Here is a 15,282-nt window from a genome sequence, read left to right as displayed (position 1 = left end):
CGTGGCTGCGATCTCGCCGCGTCAGGCGGCGGCGTGGCCCGCGTTGAGCGCCGCTTCGACCCGGTCCAGCACGGTCGCCGCCACCAGACGGTGCGCGCCGAGCGGCTCGGCCATCGCGATTCCGGCTCGCTGGGCATAGGCGGCGATCCCGTCGGTGATCCTGCCGTGCGCTAAGAACCACGGTGCGATCATCAGCCTGGTGGCCCCGCGCGCCTTGAGGCGTTCAACGGCTTCGGGCACTGACGGTCCCTGCGTGGCGAAGGCCACTTCCACTCCAGCCCAACGGGTTCCGCGAGACAACGGTGTGGCGACGCGGGCGGTGCGCGCATTGGCGGCAGCGTGCGAGGAACCCACCGCGACCACCACCACGCCGAGCTCCGGGTCGAACCGGGATGCCCCCGCGGCCGTCAGCCGCTCACCGAGCACCTGCACCAGCCGGTCATCCTCGCCCAGGGTCGGCGCCACCTGCACCGCAGCCCCGCACTGCGCGATCACTCCCGGGATGTCGATGCGGGCGTGATAGGCGCTGGCCAGCAGGAACGGGACCACGATGGTCGGGCCGCTGGAGCTGGTGTCCAGCACATCGCGCAGGCTGGGCGTGCTGTGCTCGCAGAACGCCGCGCGCACTGTGAATTCCGGTGCGACCCGACGAAGATGCCCGGCGATCGCGTGGGTGTTGGCCGCCGAGCGCGGATCCCGGCTGCCGTGCGCCGTCAAGACCAGCGTCGTCATGCGCCGCTCCTCGCCCCCTCGCCGCTGCGCGGCTGGGGGTGCCCCCAGATCGCTGCGCTCTGCATCGTCGCGACGCGCGTGGTCACGAGGCGTGCAGCCCGCATTCGGTCTTGGCCAGGCCCGCCCAGCGTCCGCTGCGCGGATCGGCGCCTGCCGCGGGTTTGATGGTGCACGGTGCGCACCCGATCGACGGGTATCCCTCGTCGATCAGCGGGTTGACCAGCACATTGTTGGCGGCGATGTAGGCGTTCATGTCCTCGTCGGTCCACGCCGCCAGCGGGTTGACCTTCACCAGGCCGAACTGCTCGTCGAAGCTGATCAGCGGAGCATTGGCGCGGGTCGGCGCCTCCACCCGGCGCAGCCCGGTCACCCACGCCGAGTAGCCGCGCAGCGTGCGGGCCAAGGGCTCAACCTTGCGCAGCCGGCAGCACAGCGCCGGGTTGGATGCGAACAGGTCTTTGCCGTGCGCGGCGTCCTGTTCCGCCACGGTCTGATCGGGCGTGACGTTGACCAACGAGATGTCGTACATCGCCTCCACCGCATCGCGGGTGCCGATGGTTTCAGCGAAGTGATAGCCGGTGTCGAGGAACAGCACCGGAACCCCGGCGCGAACCTTGGCTGCCAGGTCCACCAGCACCGCGTCGGCCATATTGGACGCCACCACGTAGTTGCAGGTCGCGCCGCCACGGGGCCCGTTCACCCCGCCGAAGTTCGCGTCGGTCCACTCCAGCAGTTCGGTAGCAGTGGCACCGTCGAGCTCCGCGGCGCCCTTGGCGGCCAGCTCACGCAGTTCGTCCTCGGTGTGGGGCCTCATCGCAGGTCGCCCTCGTCGGCCCGCACCGCCCACTGGGCGAATCGCTCACCGGCGTTGCGGCCCTTGATGAAGTTGCGTACCACCCGGTCGATGTAGTCGCCGAGCTCGTCGCTGAACACCTTGTGCTGGCGCAGTTTACGGCCGAACCCGCTGTCGGCGCCCAGGCTGCCGCCCAGGTGCACCTGAAAGCCCGGGACCGAATTGCCGTTGCCGTCGTCGATCATCTGGCCCTTGAATCCGATGTCGGCCACTTGGATTCGGGCACACGAGTTCGGGCACCCGTTGATGTTGACGGTGATCGGCACGTCCAGCAGTGCGTTGAGATCATCGAGGCGCTTTTCGAGCTCGGGCACCAGAGACTGCGCACGCACCCGCGTCTCGACGAATGAGAGCTTGCAGAACTCCAACCCGGTGCAGGCCATCAGGTTGCGTCGCCACGGTGACGGGTTGGCCGGCAGGCCCAGCGCGTCCAGTTCGGTGAGCAGCCCGTCGAGCTTCTCGTCGGGAACGTCGAGAATGATCAGCTTCTGGTACGGGGTGAACCGTGCCCGGTCCGAACCGACCTGCTCCATCAGCTCGGCCACCTTGAGCAGCGTCGCCCCGTTCACCCGACCGGAGATCGGGGCCACCCCGACCGCGTTGCGGCCGTTGCGGGTCTTTTGCACCCCGACGTGGTCGATGGTGGCGGTGGGCTGGGCGGGAGCCGGCCCGTCGATCAGTTTGCGGCCCAGGAATTCGGTCTCGAGAACATCGCGGAACTTTTCCGGGCCCCAGTCCTTGAGCAGGAACTTCAGCCGGGCCTTGGACCGCAACCGGCGGTAGCCGTAGTCGCGGAACAACCGGGTGACGGCCTCCCAGACGTCGGGCACCTCCTCGAGCGGGACCCACGCGCCGAGGCGCTGCGCCAGCATCGGGTTGGTCGACAGGCCGCCGCCCACCCACAGGTCCAGGCCGGGGCCGTGCTCGGGGTGGTTGACGCCGATGAAAGAGATGTCGTTGATCTCGTGGGCGACGTCGGGCAGTCCCGACACCGCGGTCTTGTACTTGCGCGGCAGGTTGGCGTACTCGGCTTTGCCGATGTAGCGCCGGACGATCTCGTCCAGGGCGGGGGAGGCGTCGAGCACCTCATCGAGTGACTCCCCGGCCAGCGGTGAGCCCAGCATGCCGCGCGGGCAGTCGCCGCACGCCTCCATGGTCTGCAGCCCGACCGCGGCCAGCCGGTCCCAGATCTCGGGAACCTTCTCGATCTCGATCCAGTGGTATTGCAGGTTGTTGCGGTCGGAGATATCGGCGGTGCCGCGGGCGTACTCCACCGAGATCTCGCCGAGGGTCCGCATCGCGGCGGCCGACAAGGCCTTGCCGTCGCAGCGCACCCGCATCATGAAGTACTTGGCCTCCAGCAGGTCGGCGTTCTCGTCGCCGGTGAAGGTGCCGTCGTAGCCCTGCTCGCGCTGGGTGTAGAGCCCCATCCAGCGGAATCGGCCGCGCAGGTCGTCCTTGGTGATGGAATCGAAGCCCTGCTTGGAGTAGACCTCGAGGATTCGTTCCCGGACGTTGAGGGCCGGGTCATCCTGCTTGAACTGCTCGTTGTGGTTGACCGGTTCGGTTTCGCCGAGCGCCCACTGGGCCTCGCTGCGCTTGGCCCTGCTCGGAGGAGCGGACGAAGTGGCGGTCATGATTCTCCTTCACAAAGGAGCTGGCGGGATTGACGCGGATAACCGGCGACTGTCTCCGGCGGCGCAGATCCGGCGGCCAGCTGGAAAGTACAGGTGGGCGGTTCTACGACATCAAGGCAGACAGCGACAGCTGCAAACCCGCTTGAGATCGATGTGCCGCCGAGCCACCAAGGCAACCCCGGACGCGGTGCAGTAGGCGGCAGTCACGCGGCCGATTATGCCATGGATGCCGAAAATCTTCCTTACCGGCGCAAAGTTGTGATCAGCGTGCGCAAAACTCATTGGGGGCCCGACGGCGACGCGGTCGGGGCGGGAGGGCCGGATCGGGACAGACCGGGACCGTGCGGACCCGGATGCGGAGCCGCACGCAACAGCTGATTGGAAGCTGATTGGAAGGCGGGTGGGACAGGTGAGTGTCGTCGACTTCGGGTGGGAGTTGTGGGAACCGCCGCCGGTACCGGAACCGTCCCCGCGGGCTAACGGACGCGCCGTGCTGCGGCGCTGGCTGGCGATCGCAACGCTGCTGGCCGGCGTGGGCGGCGGCGGCTGGTTGGCCGTCCAGCACTACGAAACCCACCAGGCCGGGGAGCAGGCGCTGCAGGCCGCCCAGGCATATGTGTTGCGGCTGACGGACATTGATGCCGACGACGTCGACCGCAGCTTCGCCAACATCGCCGAAGGGTCCACCGGTGAGTTCAACCGCATGCACGTCCGGTCCGGGGCGAAGCTGCGTCAGCTGCTGATCGACAACAAGGCGACCGCGCGCGGCCACGTCGCCGAAGCGGTGGTCAAATCCGCCGATCGAAGCCACGCCGTGGTGGTGTTGATGGTCAACCAGGCGGTGCGCAACGCCGACAACCCCGAACCGGTGATGGACCGCAGCCGGATCCGGATGACCATGGACAAGGTCGACGGCCGCTGGCTGGCCAGCAAGGTGGAGTTGGTATGAGGAAATTCACAGCGCTGACCGCCGGCGTGCTGCTGGTCGGTGCCGCCGAACTGACCGGCGCCGCCAACGCCGATCCGATCAACTGGGAAGCCATCGCCAGATGCGAATCCGGCGGCAATTGGGCGGCCGACAGCGGTAACGGCGACTACGGCGGCTTGCAGATCAGTGCGGCCGCCTGGGACGCCAACGGCGGGGTCGGGTTGCCGTCGCAGGCCAGCCCGCAGCAGCAGATCGCCGTCGCCAAGCGCATCATGGCCAACCAGGGGCCCGGTGCCTGGCCGACCTGCGCGTCCCGCGGTGTTTCTGCCACCAGCGGCGCCGGGGCGGCGCCGGTGGGGTCGCTGACCCACTATCTGTCGGCGCTGTTCGACGACACCGCGGGACTGGACGCTCAGGCCGGCTGAGGCGCACTGCGCCGCCCCGCGGCCCGTGGGATGATCGGGCCCTATGATGCCCACCCCGACCGCGGCGACGCTGCCCGAGGTGCACCGCGGCCATGACGGCCCGTTCGGGGTGTATGTGCACGTGCCGTTCTGTTTCACCCGCTGCGGCTACTGCGACTTCAACACCTACACTCCGGCGGAGTTGGGCGGCGCCAACCCCGACGCCTGGGTGGCGGCGCTCGCCCGGGAACTGGAGTTGGCCGCCGTTCGCCTGGGAGGCCCGCGCGCTGACACCGTATTCGTCGGCGGCGGCACGCCGTCGCTGCTGGGCGGTGCGCGGTTGGCACTGGTGCTCGAGCACGTGCGGGAACACTTCGGACTGGCCGACGACGCCGAGGTCACCACCGAGGCGAACCCGGAGTCGACGTCGCCGGAGTTCTTCGACACCATCCGCGCCGCCGGCTATACCCGGGTGTCGTTGGGAATGCAGTCGGTGTCCCCGCGGGTGCTGGCGACCCTGGACCGCATCCACTCGCCGGGCCGCCCGGTGGCCGCCGCACGGGAAGCGTTGGCCGCGAGCTTCGAACACCTCAACATCGACCTGATATACGGCACCCCCGGCGAGACCGACGACGATCTGCTGCGTTCGGTGGATGCCGCCCTGGAAGCAGGTGTCGATCACGTCTCGGCCTACGGCCTGATCGTCGAGGACGGCACCGCGCTGGCCCGGCGGGTGCGGCGCGGGGAACTGCCCACCCCCGACAACGACGTGCTGGCGCATCGCTACGAACTGGTCGACGACACCCTGCGTGCCGCCGGGATGGACTGGTACGAAGTGTCCAACTGGAGCCGGCCGGGCGCGGCCTGCCGACATAATCTCGGCTACTGGGGCGGTGGCCGGTGGTGGGGCGCAGGCCCGGGCGCGCACGGTTACGACGGCGCCCTGCGCTATTGGAATGTCAAGCACCCCAACACCTACGCGCAACTCCTGGGGGAGATGACGTTGCCCGTCGCGGGCTTCGAGGAACTCACCGCATCCGACCGGCACACCGAAGAGGTGATGCTGCGCATGCGGATGCGCCAGGGATTGCCGCTGGCGGTTCTGGATCCGGCCGAACGCGAACGCGCCAGAATGGCTGTCGGTGACGGTCTGTTGTGCACCGAGGGGGACCGGCTGGTGCTGACCGACCGCGGCCGGCTGCTGGCCGACGCGGTGGTGCGTTCGCTGCTGGGCTAACCGGGGTCAGGCTTTCGCGGCGGGTTCGATGGGGGCGCTGTACCGAGCTCGGCCACCTGGTGTGGTGCCCGGCCTACGGGCAGCAACGGTGGGGCTGGTCAGCCGCTGAACCAGCCGCGGCCGCCGTCCCAGCTGCCGCAGATGCCCTGGATGCAGCCGTGGCCGAAGCCGCCCTGGCCGGGAATGAAGCCGCCGCAGCCCTGCCAGCCGGCGTCGTGGCCGCAGCCGCTGCCGCCGCCGTTGCCATCGGGGCCGCCGGCACCGTGCGGTTGGGCGACGACGCTGTGGTTTGCCGAACCCGCAGGTGCGGTCGCCAGTATCACGCCGGTCGGGGCGAGGGCGATCGCCGTTGCGGCTCCGGCAACGAACATCGGTGCGATGAGTTTCCGAATACTTAGCATGACTCTATATTCCACACGAATGCGGTCGCTGCCAACCGTTGTGTGGGGACCGATACCGAATCGTGAACGCCTGTAACACATCACCACTACCGCTCAGCGGTGCTCGACGTCACCGACCTCGGCGAGCCCCGGGCGGCGCCGGCTGGATCCAAATCTGCGGACAATCACGCATCGAAGTAGCGCAAGATCTGCCGTGGAATCGTCACGGACACGGGATTCACAGCAATCCTGCCTTGGCGTTCGCGGGAAAGCTTCCCGGCGGCCGTTTGCGCCTCCGTAGCACTGCCAAAGACATTGATAGCCAACATGGTTCAGGATGGTCGGAGGTGCGGGTCCGACCGGCCGGGACGGAAGATACAGCCGGTTAGCAATATCGCGACACGTTATTTGCTTGGATGCCGCAAATGCGGATACACTGCGCTTTCGAGTCCGCAAACGAGGAGTCGTGGCGCAGTCAGATGGAGGGCCGATCGGATGGCAGTTCAACGGGCGCAAGGCGCCGAGGACCGGGCCCGCGGGGCCGGCGGGCGGGTGCTGGACTTTCTCGGGCGCCAAGCGTGGATGGACCGGCCGAGCTACCGGCTGGAAAACGTGCTCAGCTTCGCGTTCAACGCGTTCGGCGGGGCGCGGAACCGGGTGACCAATTTCTTGAACGGCGTCTGGCTCGGCCACCCCGTGCATCCGCCGCTGGCGTCGCTGACCACCGGTGCCCTCGGGACGACGGTGGCCCTGGATGCGCTGGGCCTGCTGCCGGGCAGGGCGTCGACCGAGGCGCTCGACGCGTCGCGATTCGCCCAGCGCGCCCTGGGCCTGGGGATCTTGGCCAACTTCGCCTCCGCGGCCACCGGCGTGACCGACTGGCAGCACACCCACGAATCCGACCGGCGGATCGGCCTGGTGCACGGGGTGCTGAACCTCGTCGCCACGGGCCTTTACATCCAGTCCTGGCGGGACCGGCGCCGTGGCCGGCACGGGCGGGGCATCGTGACCAGTGCGGTCGGCTACGCAATCACCAGCGGCAGCGGGTTTTTGGGCGGTGCGCTGGTGTTCGGCTCCGGGATCGGTATGGACCAGTCCGGTGAACGCCTGCGTATTGACACGTGGACGCCGCTGCTGCCGGAGGCCGAACTTCCGGCCGGCAACAAGCCCACGCGGGTCGATGTCGACGGTGTCGGGGTGGTGTTGTGCCGTGACGGCGACAACGTCTCGGCGTTTGCCGCCCGGTGCCCGCACCTGGCAGCCCCGATGGAGGACGGTTGGGTCGACCGCGGCCGTCTGGTCTGCCCGTGGCATGGCTCGCAGTTCGACCTGCACACCGGTGTGGTGCTGCGCGGACCGGCCGCCGCCCCATTGCCCTGCTACCAGGCGCGGGTGAAAGACGGGATGGTCGAGCTGCGCGAGGGTGTAGCGACTCCGCTCGGCGTCGGCCGGGTGAGGTACCTGGACCCGAAACCCGGCCAGTGTCCGGAAATCGCATCGGCGGAGGAGATCGCACAGTGAGCAACGCCTACGACGTTTTACGCGATCACCACAACGTGCTGCGCGGCTTGGGCGCCAGGTTCAGGGCCGCCCCGGTCGGATCGGCCGAGCGTCAGGAGATCCTCGATGAACTGCTGCGGGAGTTCACCATCCACATGAAGATCGAGGACGACATCTACTACCCGGCCTTGGCGGCGGCCAGCAGGCTCATCGCGATCGCGCACGCCGAGCACCGGCAGATCTACGACCAGCTCGCCGTCGCGCTGCGGACGCCGGCCGGCTCGCCACGGCACGTCGAGGAGTGGGATTCCTTCCTCACCGTGTTGGAAGCCCACGCTGACGAAGAGGAGCGTGACCTGGTACCGCCGCCCGCGCCGGTGGAGCTGACCGAGGCCGAGTTGGAAGAGCTGGGCAATCGGATGGCCGCCGAGATGGAGCGGCAGCGCAACTCCAAGTTCGAGCAGCTCCGCGTGAAGGTGCGAGCCAGGCTGCTGCAGGCGTTGTAACCGGCGGCCGGGCCACGATCATGGGCCGGGCGGGCACTGGTTGATAGGTTAGGCTACATTTACTAATTGTGTCCGAGCTCGGTGTCGAAACGGTTCCCGAAACGTCGCGGTCGGTTCTGCTTCCGCCGGGCGTCGACCCGGCCGATCTGGCAGCCGAACTGGCGGCGGCGCTGCCGGAGTGCGACGGCGAGGAGTACCTGCTCTACGAGCGCGACGGTAGCTGGACGTTGGCTATCGGCGTGCGCGCCGCAGTCGAGCTGGACAGCGACGAATTGCGCACCGTCCGGGACGGGGTGATCCGTCGCGAGTCCTGGCAGGGCCGGCCCGCCGTGGTGCTCGGCGAGGCGGTGGATCGGCTGCTGCTGGAGACGGACCAGGCGTTCGGCTGGGTCGCCTTCGAGTTTGGTGCCTACCACTTCGGGCTGCAGGATCGGCTGGCCCCGAAAACCGCTCTGGCGCGAGTGTTCTGGCCGCGCACCCGCATCGTGGTCACCGCCGAGAAGGTGCAGATGTTCGGCGCCGGCGACCGAGACGCCGCGGCGCTGGAGCGGCTGCTGGCCGACGGCGTCCCGGCCCTCGCTGAGCCGACCCGGATCGAGGTGGATGCCGACGCCGCCGGCTATCGTCAGCGGGTTGCCACTGCAGTCGGCGAGATCTGCGCCGGCCGTTATCGCAAGGTGATCCTGTCGCGCTGCGTCGACGTGCCGTTCGTGCTGGACTTTCCGTCGACCTATCGGCTGGGGCGGCGGCACAACACCCCGGCCCGGTCGTTTCTGTTGCGGCTCGGTGGGATTCGCGCGCTCGGCTACAGTCCGGAACTGGTGGCCGAGGTGCGTGAGGACGGCGTGGTGGTCACTGAGCCGCTTGCCGGGACACGGGCGCGCACCGGCGATCCCGCGGTCGACGGGCCGGTTCGCGCCGAGCTGCAGTCCGACGCCAAAGAGATTGTGGAGCACGCGATCTCGGTGCGCACCTCGATGGATGAGATCGGCGAGGTCGCCGAACCCGGTAGCGCCGCGGTCACCGACTTCATGACGGTGCGGGAGCGGGGGAGCGTTCAGCATCTGGGCTCGACGGTCTCCGGTCGGCTGGACCCGTCGCGGGATCGGATGGACGCACTGGAGGCGCTGTTCCCGGCGGTCACCGCGTCGGGCATTCCCAAGCCCGCCGGGTTCGACGCCATCCTGCGCCTCGATGACTGCCCGCGGGGCCTGTATTCCGGTGCGGTCGTGATGTTTACCGCCGCCGGCGGGCTGGATGCCGCGTTGACACTGCGCGCCGCCTACGAGCGCGACGGACGGACCTGGTTGCGGGCCGGTGCAGGTGTCATCGACGTATCCCGTCCCGAGCGGGAGTTCGAGGAGACCTGCGAGAAGCTGGCGACGCTGGCGCCGTACCTGATCGCTCACCGCTGAGCCGCGCTGTGACGTTCCTGCACGCAGATACCCCGCCGGGTATCATGGTGGTTTCGCGGAGAGGAGCTCACATGGTAGGCGACGACGACAGCGTCAAGTCGGTGTTGAACCGGTTGCGCCGCGCGCACGGCCAGCTCGCCGGGGTGATCGCAATGATCGAGAGCGGCCGGGACTGCAAGGACGTGGTCACCCAGCTGGCTGCGGTCTCGCGGGCGCTGGACCGGGCGGGTTTCAAGATCGTCGCCAGCGGGCTGCGGGAATGCCTCGCCGGAGAGTCCGGCAGCGGCAACGCTCCGTTGTCCGAGGATGAACTCGAGAAGCTGTTCCTCGCGCTGGCCTGACCCGCCGGTCAGTGCAGCAGCGAATCGGCGAGCAGGCCGCTGACCATCGACTCGATGGTGGACTCGATGGACGACGCCAGGGTGGCGGTGACCGATGCGACCGCCTGGGTGCGGAACCGCACAAGCATGCCGATCAGCTCGGCGATCTCGGTGTCGGCCGGCAGCGGCGAACCGGGCTGAATGCGGGTCAGCACGTGTTCAGCGCCGGCCCGCACCAGCATCTGGCTGATGGCGTCGATGTGCGGTAGCGACTGCTCATAGAGGTCGATGAGCTTGTCGATGCCAATGCCGTAGCCGCGGACCTCATTGAAGGCATCGATCAATTTGGGGCGGGTGATGGTGGCCAGCGAGTCGTCGGCCCCACCGAGGCGGATCACTCCGAGCTCTACCAATCGCCGCATCGCCGGCGGGTCACCGATGCGTCGCTCGGCCTCGGCGCGAGACACCGTCTCAGGCCGCTCGGTGGTCCAGGTACCGGCGATCGCACTCTCCAGGCCCAGGATGTCACCCAGGTCCTTGCCCTGTTCCCAGGCGCCCACCATCTCCTTGACGTGGGCGATGGTGTAGCCGCGGTCGAGCATCGAGGTGATCAGGCGCAGCCGGGTCAAGTGGGTGTCGTTGTATAGCGCGATCCGCCCGACTCGTCGCGGCGGCGGCAGCAGATCCCGGTCCCGATACACCCGAACGTTGCGGGTGGTGGTGCCGGCCAACCGCGCCAAGTCGTCGATCCGGTACTCCCGCGACGCCGTGTTGCCGCCCGGGTGGCGCACCACGATCTCGAAGAGCTGGGTCACCGCAGCCTCGATCACCTCGCGAGACTCGCGCCGCACCCGGCGGGGGACCCGCCGCAGGTTGGCCAGCACGCCGGCGATGGAGTCGGGCTTGGCGGGACGGTCCGGTGCGCTCATGCCACCGCGTGGTAATCGGAGAGGCGAAAACTGCGCATCTGCCGAAGATACTGCGTTGCAAACCCTGGGTACATCGACGCGTTGAAACCGTCCTCGGTCAGATACCAGCTGCGACAGCCCGACATCCAGGTTGTTCTGCCCAGGCGTCGCTGGATCCGTTCGTTGTGCCGGCGCTGCACGTTGTCCCGCACGTCCAGGTAGCGCAGGTTCCGGCCGCGGATCGCGCCGACGGCGCGCACCACGTAGTCGATTTGACCTTCGACGTACACCAGCAGTGAATTATGGCCGGGCCCGGAGTTGGGGCCGGTCATGAAGAACAGATTCGGGTAGCCGTGTGCCTGAATGCTTTTGAAGGCCTTGCCACCGCCGCTCCAGTCGGTGGCCAGTGACCTGCCGCCCAGCCCCGTGACCGGAAACGGAGGTCCGGTCAGGTGCACGTCGTAGCCGGTCGCAAACACCATGGCGTCGAGGTGGTGTTCCACGCCGTCGCTGGTGCGGATGCCGGCCGGGCTGATCGTGGCGATCGGCCAGTCGATCAGCTTGCAGTTGTCGCGCTGCAGCGCCGGGTAGTAGTCACTGGAGATCAGCATGCGCTTGCAGCCGGGTGTGAAGTCCGGGGTGAGCTGGCGGCGTAGCCACGGATCCTTGACCGTCGCCCGTAGGTGGGCTTTGCCGAGTTGCGCGACCAGGCCGCTGAGCGGGGTGTTCCACACCAGTGCGGTGGCGCTGGCCTCATGCCCCCAAAACAGGGCCTGCCGGGCGAGCTGTTGGGCGGCGGGGACCTTGGCGAACAACGCCTGGACGCTCGCCGGCATCGCCATGTCCAGGCGGGGCATCACCCAGCCTGGGGTGCGCTGAAAGACTTTGACGAATCCGGCCTGCTCGACCAGCTCCGGGATGATCTGCACCGCGCTGGCGCCGGTGCCGATGACCGCGACCTTCTTGCCGGTGAAGTCGTAGTGGGGGTCCCAGCGGGCGCTGTGGATCTTGTGGCCGGTGTAGGTCTCCAGGCCGCGGATGGCCGGGAAGCTGGCGTCGGGCAGCGGGCCCGAGGCCAGCACCACGGTGCGGGCCCGAAACTTCTTACGCCCGGCCGAAACCGTCCACGTGCCCTTGCCTTCGTCGAATGCCAGTCCGGTGACCTCGGTGCCGAACCGGATGTGCCGGCGCAGGTCGAAGCGGTCGACCATGTCCTCGATATGCGCACAGATCTCGTCCGCCGATGGGTAGGCCCGCGACCAAGCCGGATTGGCGACGAACGAGAACGAATAGAGCAGCGACGGAATGTCGCACGCCGCACCGGGATAGCGGGTGTCGCGCCAGGTGCCACCGACCCGGTCGCTGCGTTCCAGGATCACGATCTCGTCATCGCCGGCAAGTCCCGACTCGGCGAGTTTGATCGCTGCGCCGATCCCGCTGAAGCCGGCGCCCACGATCAGTGTCTGGTAGACGTGCGCGCGCGCCACGTCAGGCCGCCGGCTCATGGGTGAGCTCTTTGAACCAGCTCGGGATGGGCTTGAGCAGTCGCTTGGGATAGAAGCCGGAGACCCACACCGCCGGGTTGGCCAGCAGGTGATACGGGCTGTCCGGGTTGGCCATCCAGCCCGAGTAGCGCTTGACCACCTGGTAGGCCGGTACCCGACGGGTGTGTTCGCCGCGTTCACCGAGCTGCGTGAAACGCATCAACGCCGAGTAGAGCCGCTGGGGATCCAAACCCATCCCGATCACCTCGTTGCGGATCCGGTTGAGCAGCGGAATCGAGATCAGTGCCCCGACGATCAGGGACGGGGAGGCGACGGTGCCGACGAACTCGATGGCCAGCCGGCGGGCGTCGGCGTGCCCGATCATCTCCAGCACCTCGAAATCAACGGCGATGTGGCGGGATTCGTCGTTGTTGATCTTCTCGAACACCTGGTGACAGACCGGGTCGTCGACCTCGTCGAGCAGAAACTTGAGCAGCGCCCCGTCGAGTGCGACCTCCAGCATCGGAATCACCGTGCCCAGCACCGACAGCGGCAGGTCGTCGGAGTAGTCGTCGAGCCACTGCATCGCCAGCCGGATGTTGACGTTGGGCTCGGGCATCTCGCCGTCTTCGAGCATGCCCCAGCGCTTCATCAGCGCCAGCTCGGCGTTGGCGTGACGTTGCTCCTCGGCATGGAAGTAGCGGTAAATCTCGGCCAGCGTCGCGGTGGGCGCCTTGCGCGCCATGGCCGCGAAGCCGCGGGCGCCGATGTTCTCGATCCAGCACAGGTCTGCCATGAATTTCTTGAGTTTCGGCGCCATCTCGGGGCGGATCAGCTCGGCTCCCGGTGCGTCCCAGTCGATATCGGCCAGCGCCCACTGCCGGTCCTTGATCTTGGCGAGCATGACGTCCATGTCGAGAGCCATCTGCTTCTCCTTCAGTCGGTCCGGCCCGGCAAAGCCGCGCTCGCACGGAATGCCAGCCCGATGGTTCGAGTGAATGTCTCTGGTGCGAAACGTTTGATGTTCCAACCGATCTTGGCGTCCAGCTGCGGCATGCAATAGAGGCCACCGCGGTCGTTGGTGTCCAGGCAGTCGCGGGCAACGCGCTGCGCCGACAGCCCGGTCCAGCGCATCAACAGGTTGGCGGCCTCGCTGGATTGCGCGCTGATCCGGCCGGATTCGACGATGTTGGTCTTGACGAACGTCGGGCACAGCACGGTGACACCGATTCCCGTCCCGGATAATTCGGCCGCCAGGGTCTCCGACAGGGACAGCACCCCGGCCTTGCTGACGTTGTAGGCCGCCATATCCGGGGCGGCACCGAACGACGCGGCGGAGGCGACGTTGATGATGCCGCGGGGTTGATCGAACCGCGCCTCACGCAGGAGCGGGGTGAAGACGTGACAGCCGTGGATCGGGCCCCACAGGTTGATGCCCAGGGTCCAGTCCCAGTCGTCCAGCGCCATCTCGCCGATGGGCTGCCCGCCGGCGCCGACACCGGCGTTGTTGATCACCAGGCTGGGGGGTCCGCCGAACCAGACCTGCGCAGCTTCGGCCAGCGCGGTGACGGCATCGATCTGCGAGACATCGCACTGGACGGCGGTGGCACGCCCGCCCGTGGCGGCGATGGTGTCGACGGTGCGCTGAGCGGCGTCATCGTCGATGTCGCTGCAGACCACGGCGCTGCCGCGGCGCGCGAGTTCGATGGAGAAGGCGGCGCCGATGCCGCTGCCGGCGCCGGTGACGACCGCGGAGGCTCCATGGCTGCGTTTCGGCGATCGCCCGAGAATCATGTGATCGAGTCAACTGCCAATGGTGACATTAGTCAATGGCAATGTTGTGGGCCGGGTTCGGACAGTAACGCCCAAACCCGGCCCGTTGCCCACACGCGACGGCGCAGGCGGTGGTACCGCTAGCTGAAGAGGCCGGTGAGCCAGTCCAGGTCGAACAGGTTGGCGTCCGCGAGCGCCCCGCCGGCGTCGGGGTCCACGACCTCGTCCACCGGCAGGTTCGCGGTCAACGCCTCGGCGATCTTGCTCGGCAGGTAGTCGAGGAAGTAGGAGACGGTGCCCTGCTCGGTGAGCAGGCCCCACCACTGGCCGGTGTTCTCGCCGGTTTCGGAGTCCCAGGTGATGTAGCCGTTGAGCAGTGCGTCGAACGGGTCCTGCGCCACGTGCTCGATGCCGTCGGGTACGCCGGTCAGATTCTCCGACAACGCGAATTGGAAGCCGGTGAGCGGTTCGAACAGGTACTTGAAGGAGGTCTTCCAGAAGTTGAAGTCGCCGAAGACTTCCTGCACGTTTGCCCAAACATGGGTCATGTCGGCGCCGATGCCCATGACGCCGGGCACAAATTCGCCGGTGCCACGCACGGTGTGGTCGAAGAGCGGCTGGAAGATGCCGTTCATATTGTACAGGATGTCGTTGTTGATCAGGTTCCAGGCGCTGAGGGTGTCGCCCTGCTGGAGGAACTCGGTGACCTGCGGGATCAGGTTCTCCAGGCCGATGACCCGGCCGCCACCGGACCACATGACTTCGAGGCCTTCCTGCACCCCGGCGAAGCTGTTCTGGGCGACTTCGCTGTAGTAGCTGCCGAGTTCGCCGAGGGCCGTGCTGAGCGGGTTCGGCTGGTTGAGCAGGTCCGTCAGGTACTCGAGGTTCTCCGAGGTGGTGTTCGCCAGCTGCACGGCAGCTTGGTGTGCCCCCAGCGGGATCAGCGGCGCGACCGGGTTGACGGCGATCACACCGGCACCGGCCAGCGCGACACCGACGGCCAGGAGCCGGTTGGTGCGGGGGGTAGAAAGAAAGTCGGATGCGGCACCGCGATCGAGGGATCCGTCCGCAAGAGCGAGCTTCATTGCTTCTCCTTATCGTGACCTCATCTGGCGTGAGGTTGCTGTGCATTTAGAACGCGGGCTTACCTTAGACAGATCCGTGAGCGCGAGGCAAGCCTTACCTAACCATGTGTCGACGGTCAC

General features: G+C 67.7%; 17 protein-coding genes. 7 read left to right on the top strand and 10 right to left on the bottom strand.

Features of this window, described 5'->3' with window-relative positions:
* Positions 1-21: 21 nt before the first annotated feature.
* From A5694_RS13430 to A5694_RS25275, 4 genes are all read right to left on the bottom strand, one after another.
* A complete protein-coding gene (locus A5694_RS13430; RefSeq protein ID WP_064922331.1) occupies positions 22-732 on the bottom strand; it encodes a sirohydrochlorin chelatase in 711 nt (236 codons plus the stop codon).
* Between the two features lie 82 nt (positions 733-814).
* Complete coding sequence (locus A5694_RS13425) at positions 815-1,546, bottom strand: phosphoadenylyl-sulfate reductase (RefSeq protein WP_064922330.1); 732 nt, start codon at positions 1,544-1,546, stop codon at positions 815-817.
* Positions 1,543-3,222, bottom strand: coding sequence for a nitrite/sulfite reductase (locus A5694_RS13420; protein WP_064922329.1), 1,680 nt, complete (start codon positions 3,220-3,222; stop codon positions 1,543-1,545). Before A5694_RS13420 ends, A5694_RS13425 begins: the two co-directional genes overlap by 4 nt.
* A 111-nt stretch (positions 3,223-3,333) precedes the next feature.
* Positions 3,334-3,504 (bottom strand): Ms4527A family Cys-rich leader peptide, encoded by a 171-nt coding sequence (locus A5694_RS25275; RefSeq protein WP_419179704.1) that lies wholly within the window; start codon positions 3,502-3,504, stop codon positions 3,334-3,336.
* A 127-nt stretch (positions 3,505-3,631) separates the two neighbouring features.
* On the opposite strand from A5694_RS25275, the gene A5694_RS13415 reads away from it, so the two are divergent.
* The 3 genes from A5694_RS13415 to hemW are packed head-to-tail and all read left to right on the top strand — an operon-like array spanning position 3,632 to position 5,791.
* Positions 3,632-4,171 carry a hypothetical protein gene (locus tag A5694_RS13415; RefSeq protein ID WP_234786524.1) on the top strand — a complete coding sequence of 180 codons (540 nt, stop codon included), beginning with the start codon at positions 3,632-3,634 and terminating at the stop codon, positions 4,169-4,171.
* Positions 4,168-4,575 carry a transglycosylase family protein gene (locus A5694_RS13410; RefSeq protein ID WP_064922328.1) on the top strand — a complete coding sequence of 136 codons (408 nt, stop codon included), beginning with the start codon at positions 4,168-4,170 and terminating at the stop codon, positions 4,573-4,575. The genes A5694_RS13415 and A5694_RS13410 overlap by 4 nt, the downstream gene beginning before the upstream one ends.
* Before the next feature lie 46 nt (positions 4,576-4,621).
* The gene (hemW, locus tag A5694_RS13405; protein ID WP_064922343.1) at positions 4,622-5,791 is read left to right on the top strand and encodes a radical SAM family heme chaperone HemW; all 1,170 of its coding nucleotides are present in this window, start codon (positions 4,622-4,624) and stop codon (positions 5,789-5,791) included.
* 98 nt (positions 5,792-5,889) lie between these two features.
* Here hemW and A5694_RS13400 read toward each other — a convergent pair whose 3' ends face one another.
* Positions 5,890-6,192, bottom strand: coding sequence for a hypothetical protein (locus A5694_RS13400; RefSeq protein WP_064922327.1), 303 nt, complete (start codon positions 6,190-6,192; stop codon positions 5,890-5,892).
* A 561-nt stretch (positions 6,193-6,753) separates the two neighbouring features.
* Here A5694_RS13400 and A5694_RS13395 point away from each other — a divergent pair.
* The 4 genes from A5694_RS13395 (at position 6,754) to A5694_RS13380 (ending at position 9,933) form a co-directional block, all read left to right on the top strand.
* On the top strand, positions 6,754-7,692 hold the full coding sequence (locus tag A5694_RS13395) for a Rieske 2Fe-2S domain-containing protein (RefSeq protein ID WP_428844275.1): 939 nt from the start codon (positions 6,754-6,756) through the stop codon (positions 7,690-7,692).
* A complete protein-coding gene (locus tag A5694_RS13390) occupies positions 7,689-8,177 on the top strand; it encodes a hemerythrin domain-containing protein (RefSeq protein ID WP_064922325.1) in 489 nt (162 codons plus the stop codon). Before A5694_RS13395 ends, A5694_RS13390 begins: the two co-directional genes overlap by 4 nt.
* A 68-nt stretch (positions 8,178-8,245) precedes the next feature.
* Positions 8,246-9,592 carry a salicylate synthase gene (locus tag A5694_RS13385; protein ID WP_064922324.1) on the top strand — a complete coding sequence of 449 codons (1,347 nt, stop codon included), beginning with the start codon at positions 8,246-8,248 and terminating at the stop codon, positions 9,590-9,592.
* 71 nt (positions 9,593-9,663) lie between these two features.
* Positions 9,664-9,933: a metal-sensitive transcriptional regulator gene (locus A5694_RS13380; protein WP_064922323.1), complete on the top strand. Its 270-nt coding sequence runs from the start codon at positions 9,664-9,666 to the stop codon at positions 9,931-9,933.
* An 8-nt stretch (positions 9,934-9,941) separates the two neighbouring features.
* Here the strand turns inward: A5694_RS13380 and A5694_RS13375 are convergent, their stop codons facing one another.
* The 5 genes from A5694_RS13375 to A5694_RS13355 all read right to left on the bottom strand — a co-directional run bounded on the left by A5694_RS13375 (position 9,942) and on the right by A5694_RS13355 (position 15,162).
* Complete coding sequence (locus tag A5694_RS13375; protein WP_064922322.1) at positions 9,942-10,841, bottom strand: MerR family transcriptional regulator; 900 nt, start codon at positions 10,839-10,841, stop codon at positions 9,942-9,944.
* Positions 10,838-12,325 carry a flavin-containing monooxygenase gene (locus A5694_RS13370; protein WP_109535683.1) on the bottom strand — a complete coding sequence of 496 codons (1,488 nt, stop codon included), beginning with the start codon at positions 12,323-12,325 and terminating at the stop codon, positions 10,838-10,840. Before A5694_RS13370 ends, A5694_RS13375 begins: the two co-directional genes overlap by 4 nt.
* Entirely contained in the window at positions 12,309-13,229 is a 921-nt protein-coding gene (locus A5694_RS13365) for a hypothetical protein (protein WP_064922320.1), read from the bottom strand. Before A5694_RS13365 ends, A5694_RS13370 begins: the two co-directional genes overlap by 17 nt.
* Positions 13,230-13,240: 11 nt before the next feature.
* Positions 13,241-14,098, bottom strand: coding sequence for an SDR family NAD(P)-dependent oxidoreductase (locus A5694_RS13360; protein ID WP_064922319.1), 858 nt, complete (start codon positions 14,096-14,098; stop codon positions 13,241-13,243).
* Between the two features lie 119 nt (positions 14,099-14,217).
* The gene (locus A5694_RS13355; RefSeq protein ID WP_064922318.1) at positions 14,218-15,162 is read right to left on the bottom strand and encodes a hypothetical protein; all 945 of its coding nucleotides are present in this window, start codon (positions 15,160-15,162) and stop codon (positions 14,218-14,220) included.
* Positions 15,163-15,282: the final 120 nt, after the last annotated feature.

Origin of the sequence: Mycolicibacter sinensis, assembly GCF_001667945.1 — a bacterium.
Classification (GTDB): Bacteria; Actinomycetota; Actinomycetes; order Mycobacteriales; family Mycobacteriaceae; genus Mycobacterium; species Mycobacterium sinense_B.
This window is presented reverse-complemented; position numbering and strand designations above follow the sequence as displayed.

Bases quoted from the DNA above. Each gene is read 5' to 3' on its own strand.
- A5694_RS13430 (WP_064922331.1), bottom strand. From the start codon at position 732: ATGACGACGCTGGTCTTGACGGCGCACGGCAGCCGGGATCCGCGCTCG.
- A5694_RS13425 (WP_064922330.1), bottom strand. From the start codon at position 1,546: ATGAGGCCCCACACCGAGGACGAACTGCGTGAGCTGGCCGCCAAGGGC.
- A5694_RS13420 (WP_064922329.1), bottom strand. From the start codon at position 3,222: ATGACCGCCACTTCGTCCGCTCCTCCGAGCAGGGCCAAGCGCAGCGAG.
- A5694_RS25275 (WP_419179704.1), bottom strand. From the start codon at position 3,504: ATGAGTTTTGCGCACGCTGATCACAACTTTGCGCCGGTAAGGAAGATT.
- A5694_RS13410 (WP_064922328.1), top strand. From the start codon at position 4,168: ATGAGGAAATTCACAGCGCTGACCGCCGGCGTGCTGCTGGTCGGTGCC.
- hemW (WP_064922343.1), top strand. From the start codon at position 4,622: ATGCCCACCCCGACCGCGGCGACGCTGCCCGAGGTGCACCGCGGCCAT.
- A5694_RS13400 (WP_064922327.1), bottom strand. From the start codon at position 6,192: ATGCTAAGTATTCGGAAACTCATCGCACCGATGTTCGTTGCCGGAGCC.
- A5694_RS13395 (WP_428844275.1), top strand. From the start codon at position 6,754: ATGGACCGGCCGAGCTACCGGCTGGAAAACGTGCTCAGCTTCGCGTTC.
- A5694_RS13380 (WP_064922323.1), top strand. From the start codon at position 9,664: ATGGTAGGCGACGACGACAGCGTCAAGTCGGTGTTGAACCGGTTGCGC.
- A5694_RS13375 (WP_064922322.1), bottom strand. From the start codon at position 10,841: ATGAGCGCACCGGACCGTCCCGCCAAGCCCGACTCCATCGCCGGCGTG.
- A5694_RS13370 (WP_109535683.1), bottom strand. From the start codon at position 12,325: ATGAGCCGGCGGCCTGACGTGGCGCGCGCGCACGTCTACCAGACACTG.
- A5694_RS13365 (WP_064922320.1), bottom strand. From the start codon at position 13,229: ATGGCTCTCGACATGGACGTCATGCTCGCCAAGATCAAGGACCGGCAG.
- A5694_RS13360 (WP_064922319.1), bottom strand. From the start codon at position 14,098: ATGATTCTCGGGCGATCGCCGAAACGCAGCCATGGAGCCTCCGCGGTC.
- A5694_RS13355 (WP_064922318.1), bottom strand. From the start codon at position 15,162: ATGAAGCTCGCTCTTGCGGACGGATCCCTCGATCGCGGTGCCGCATCC.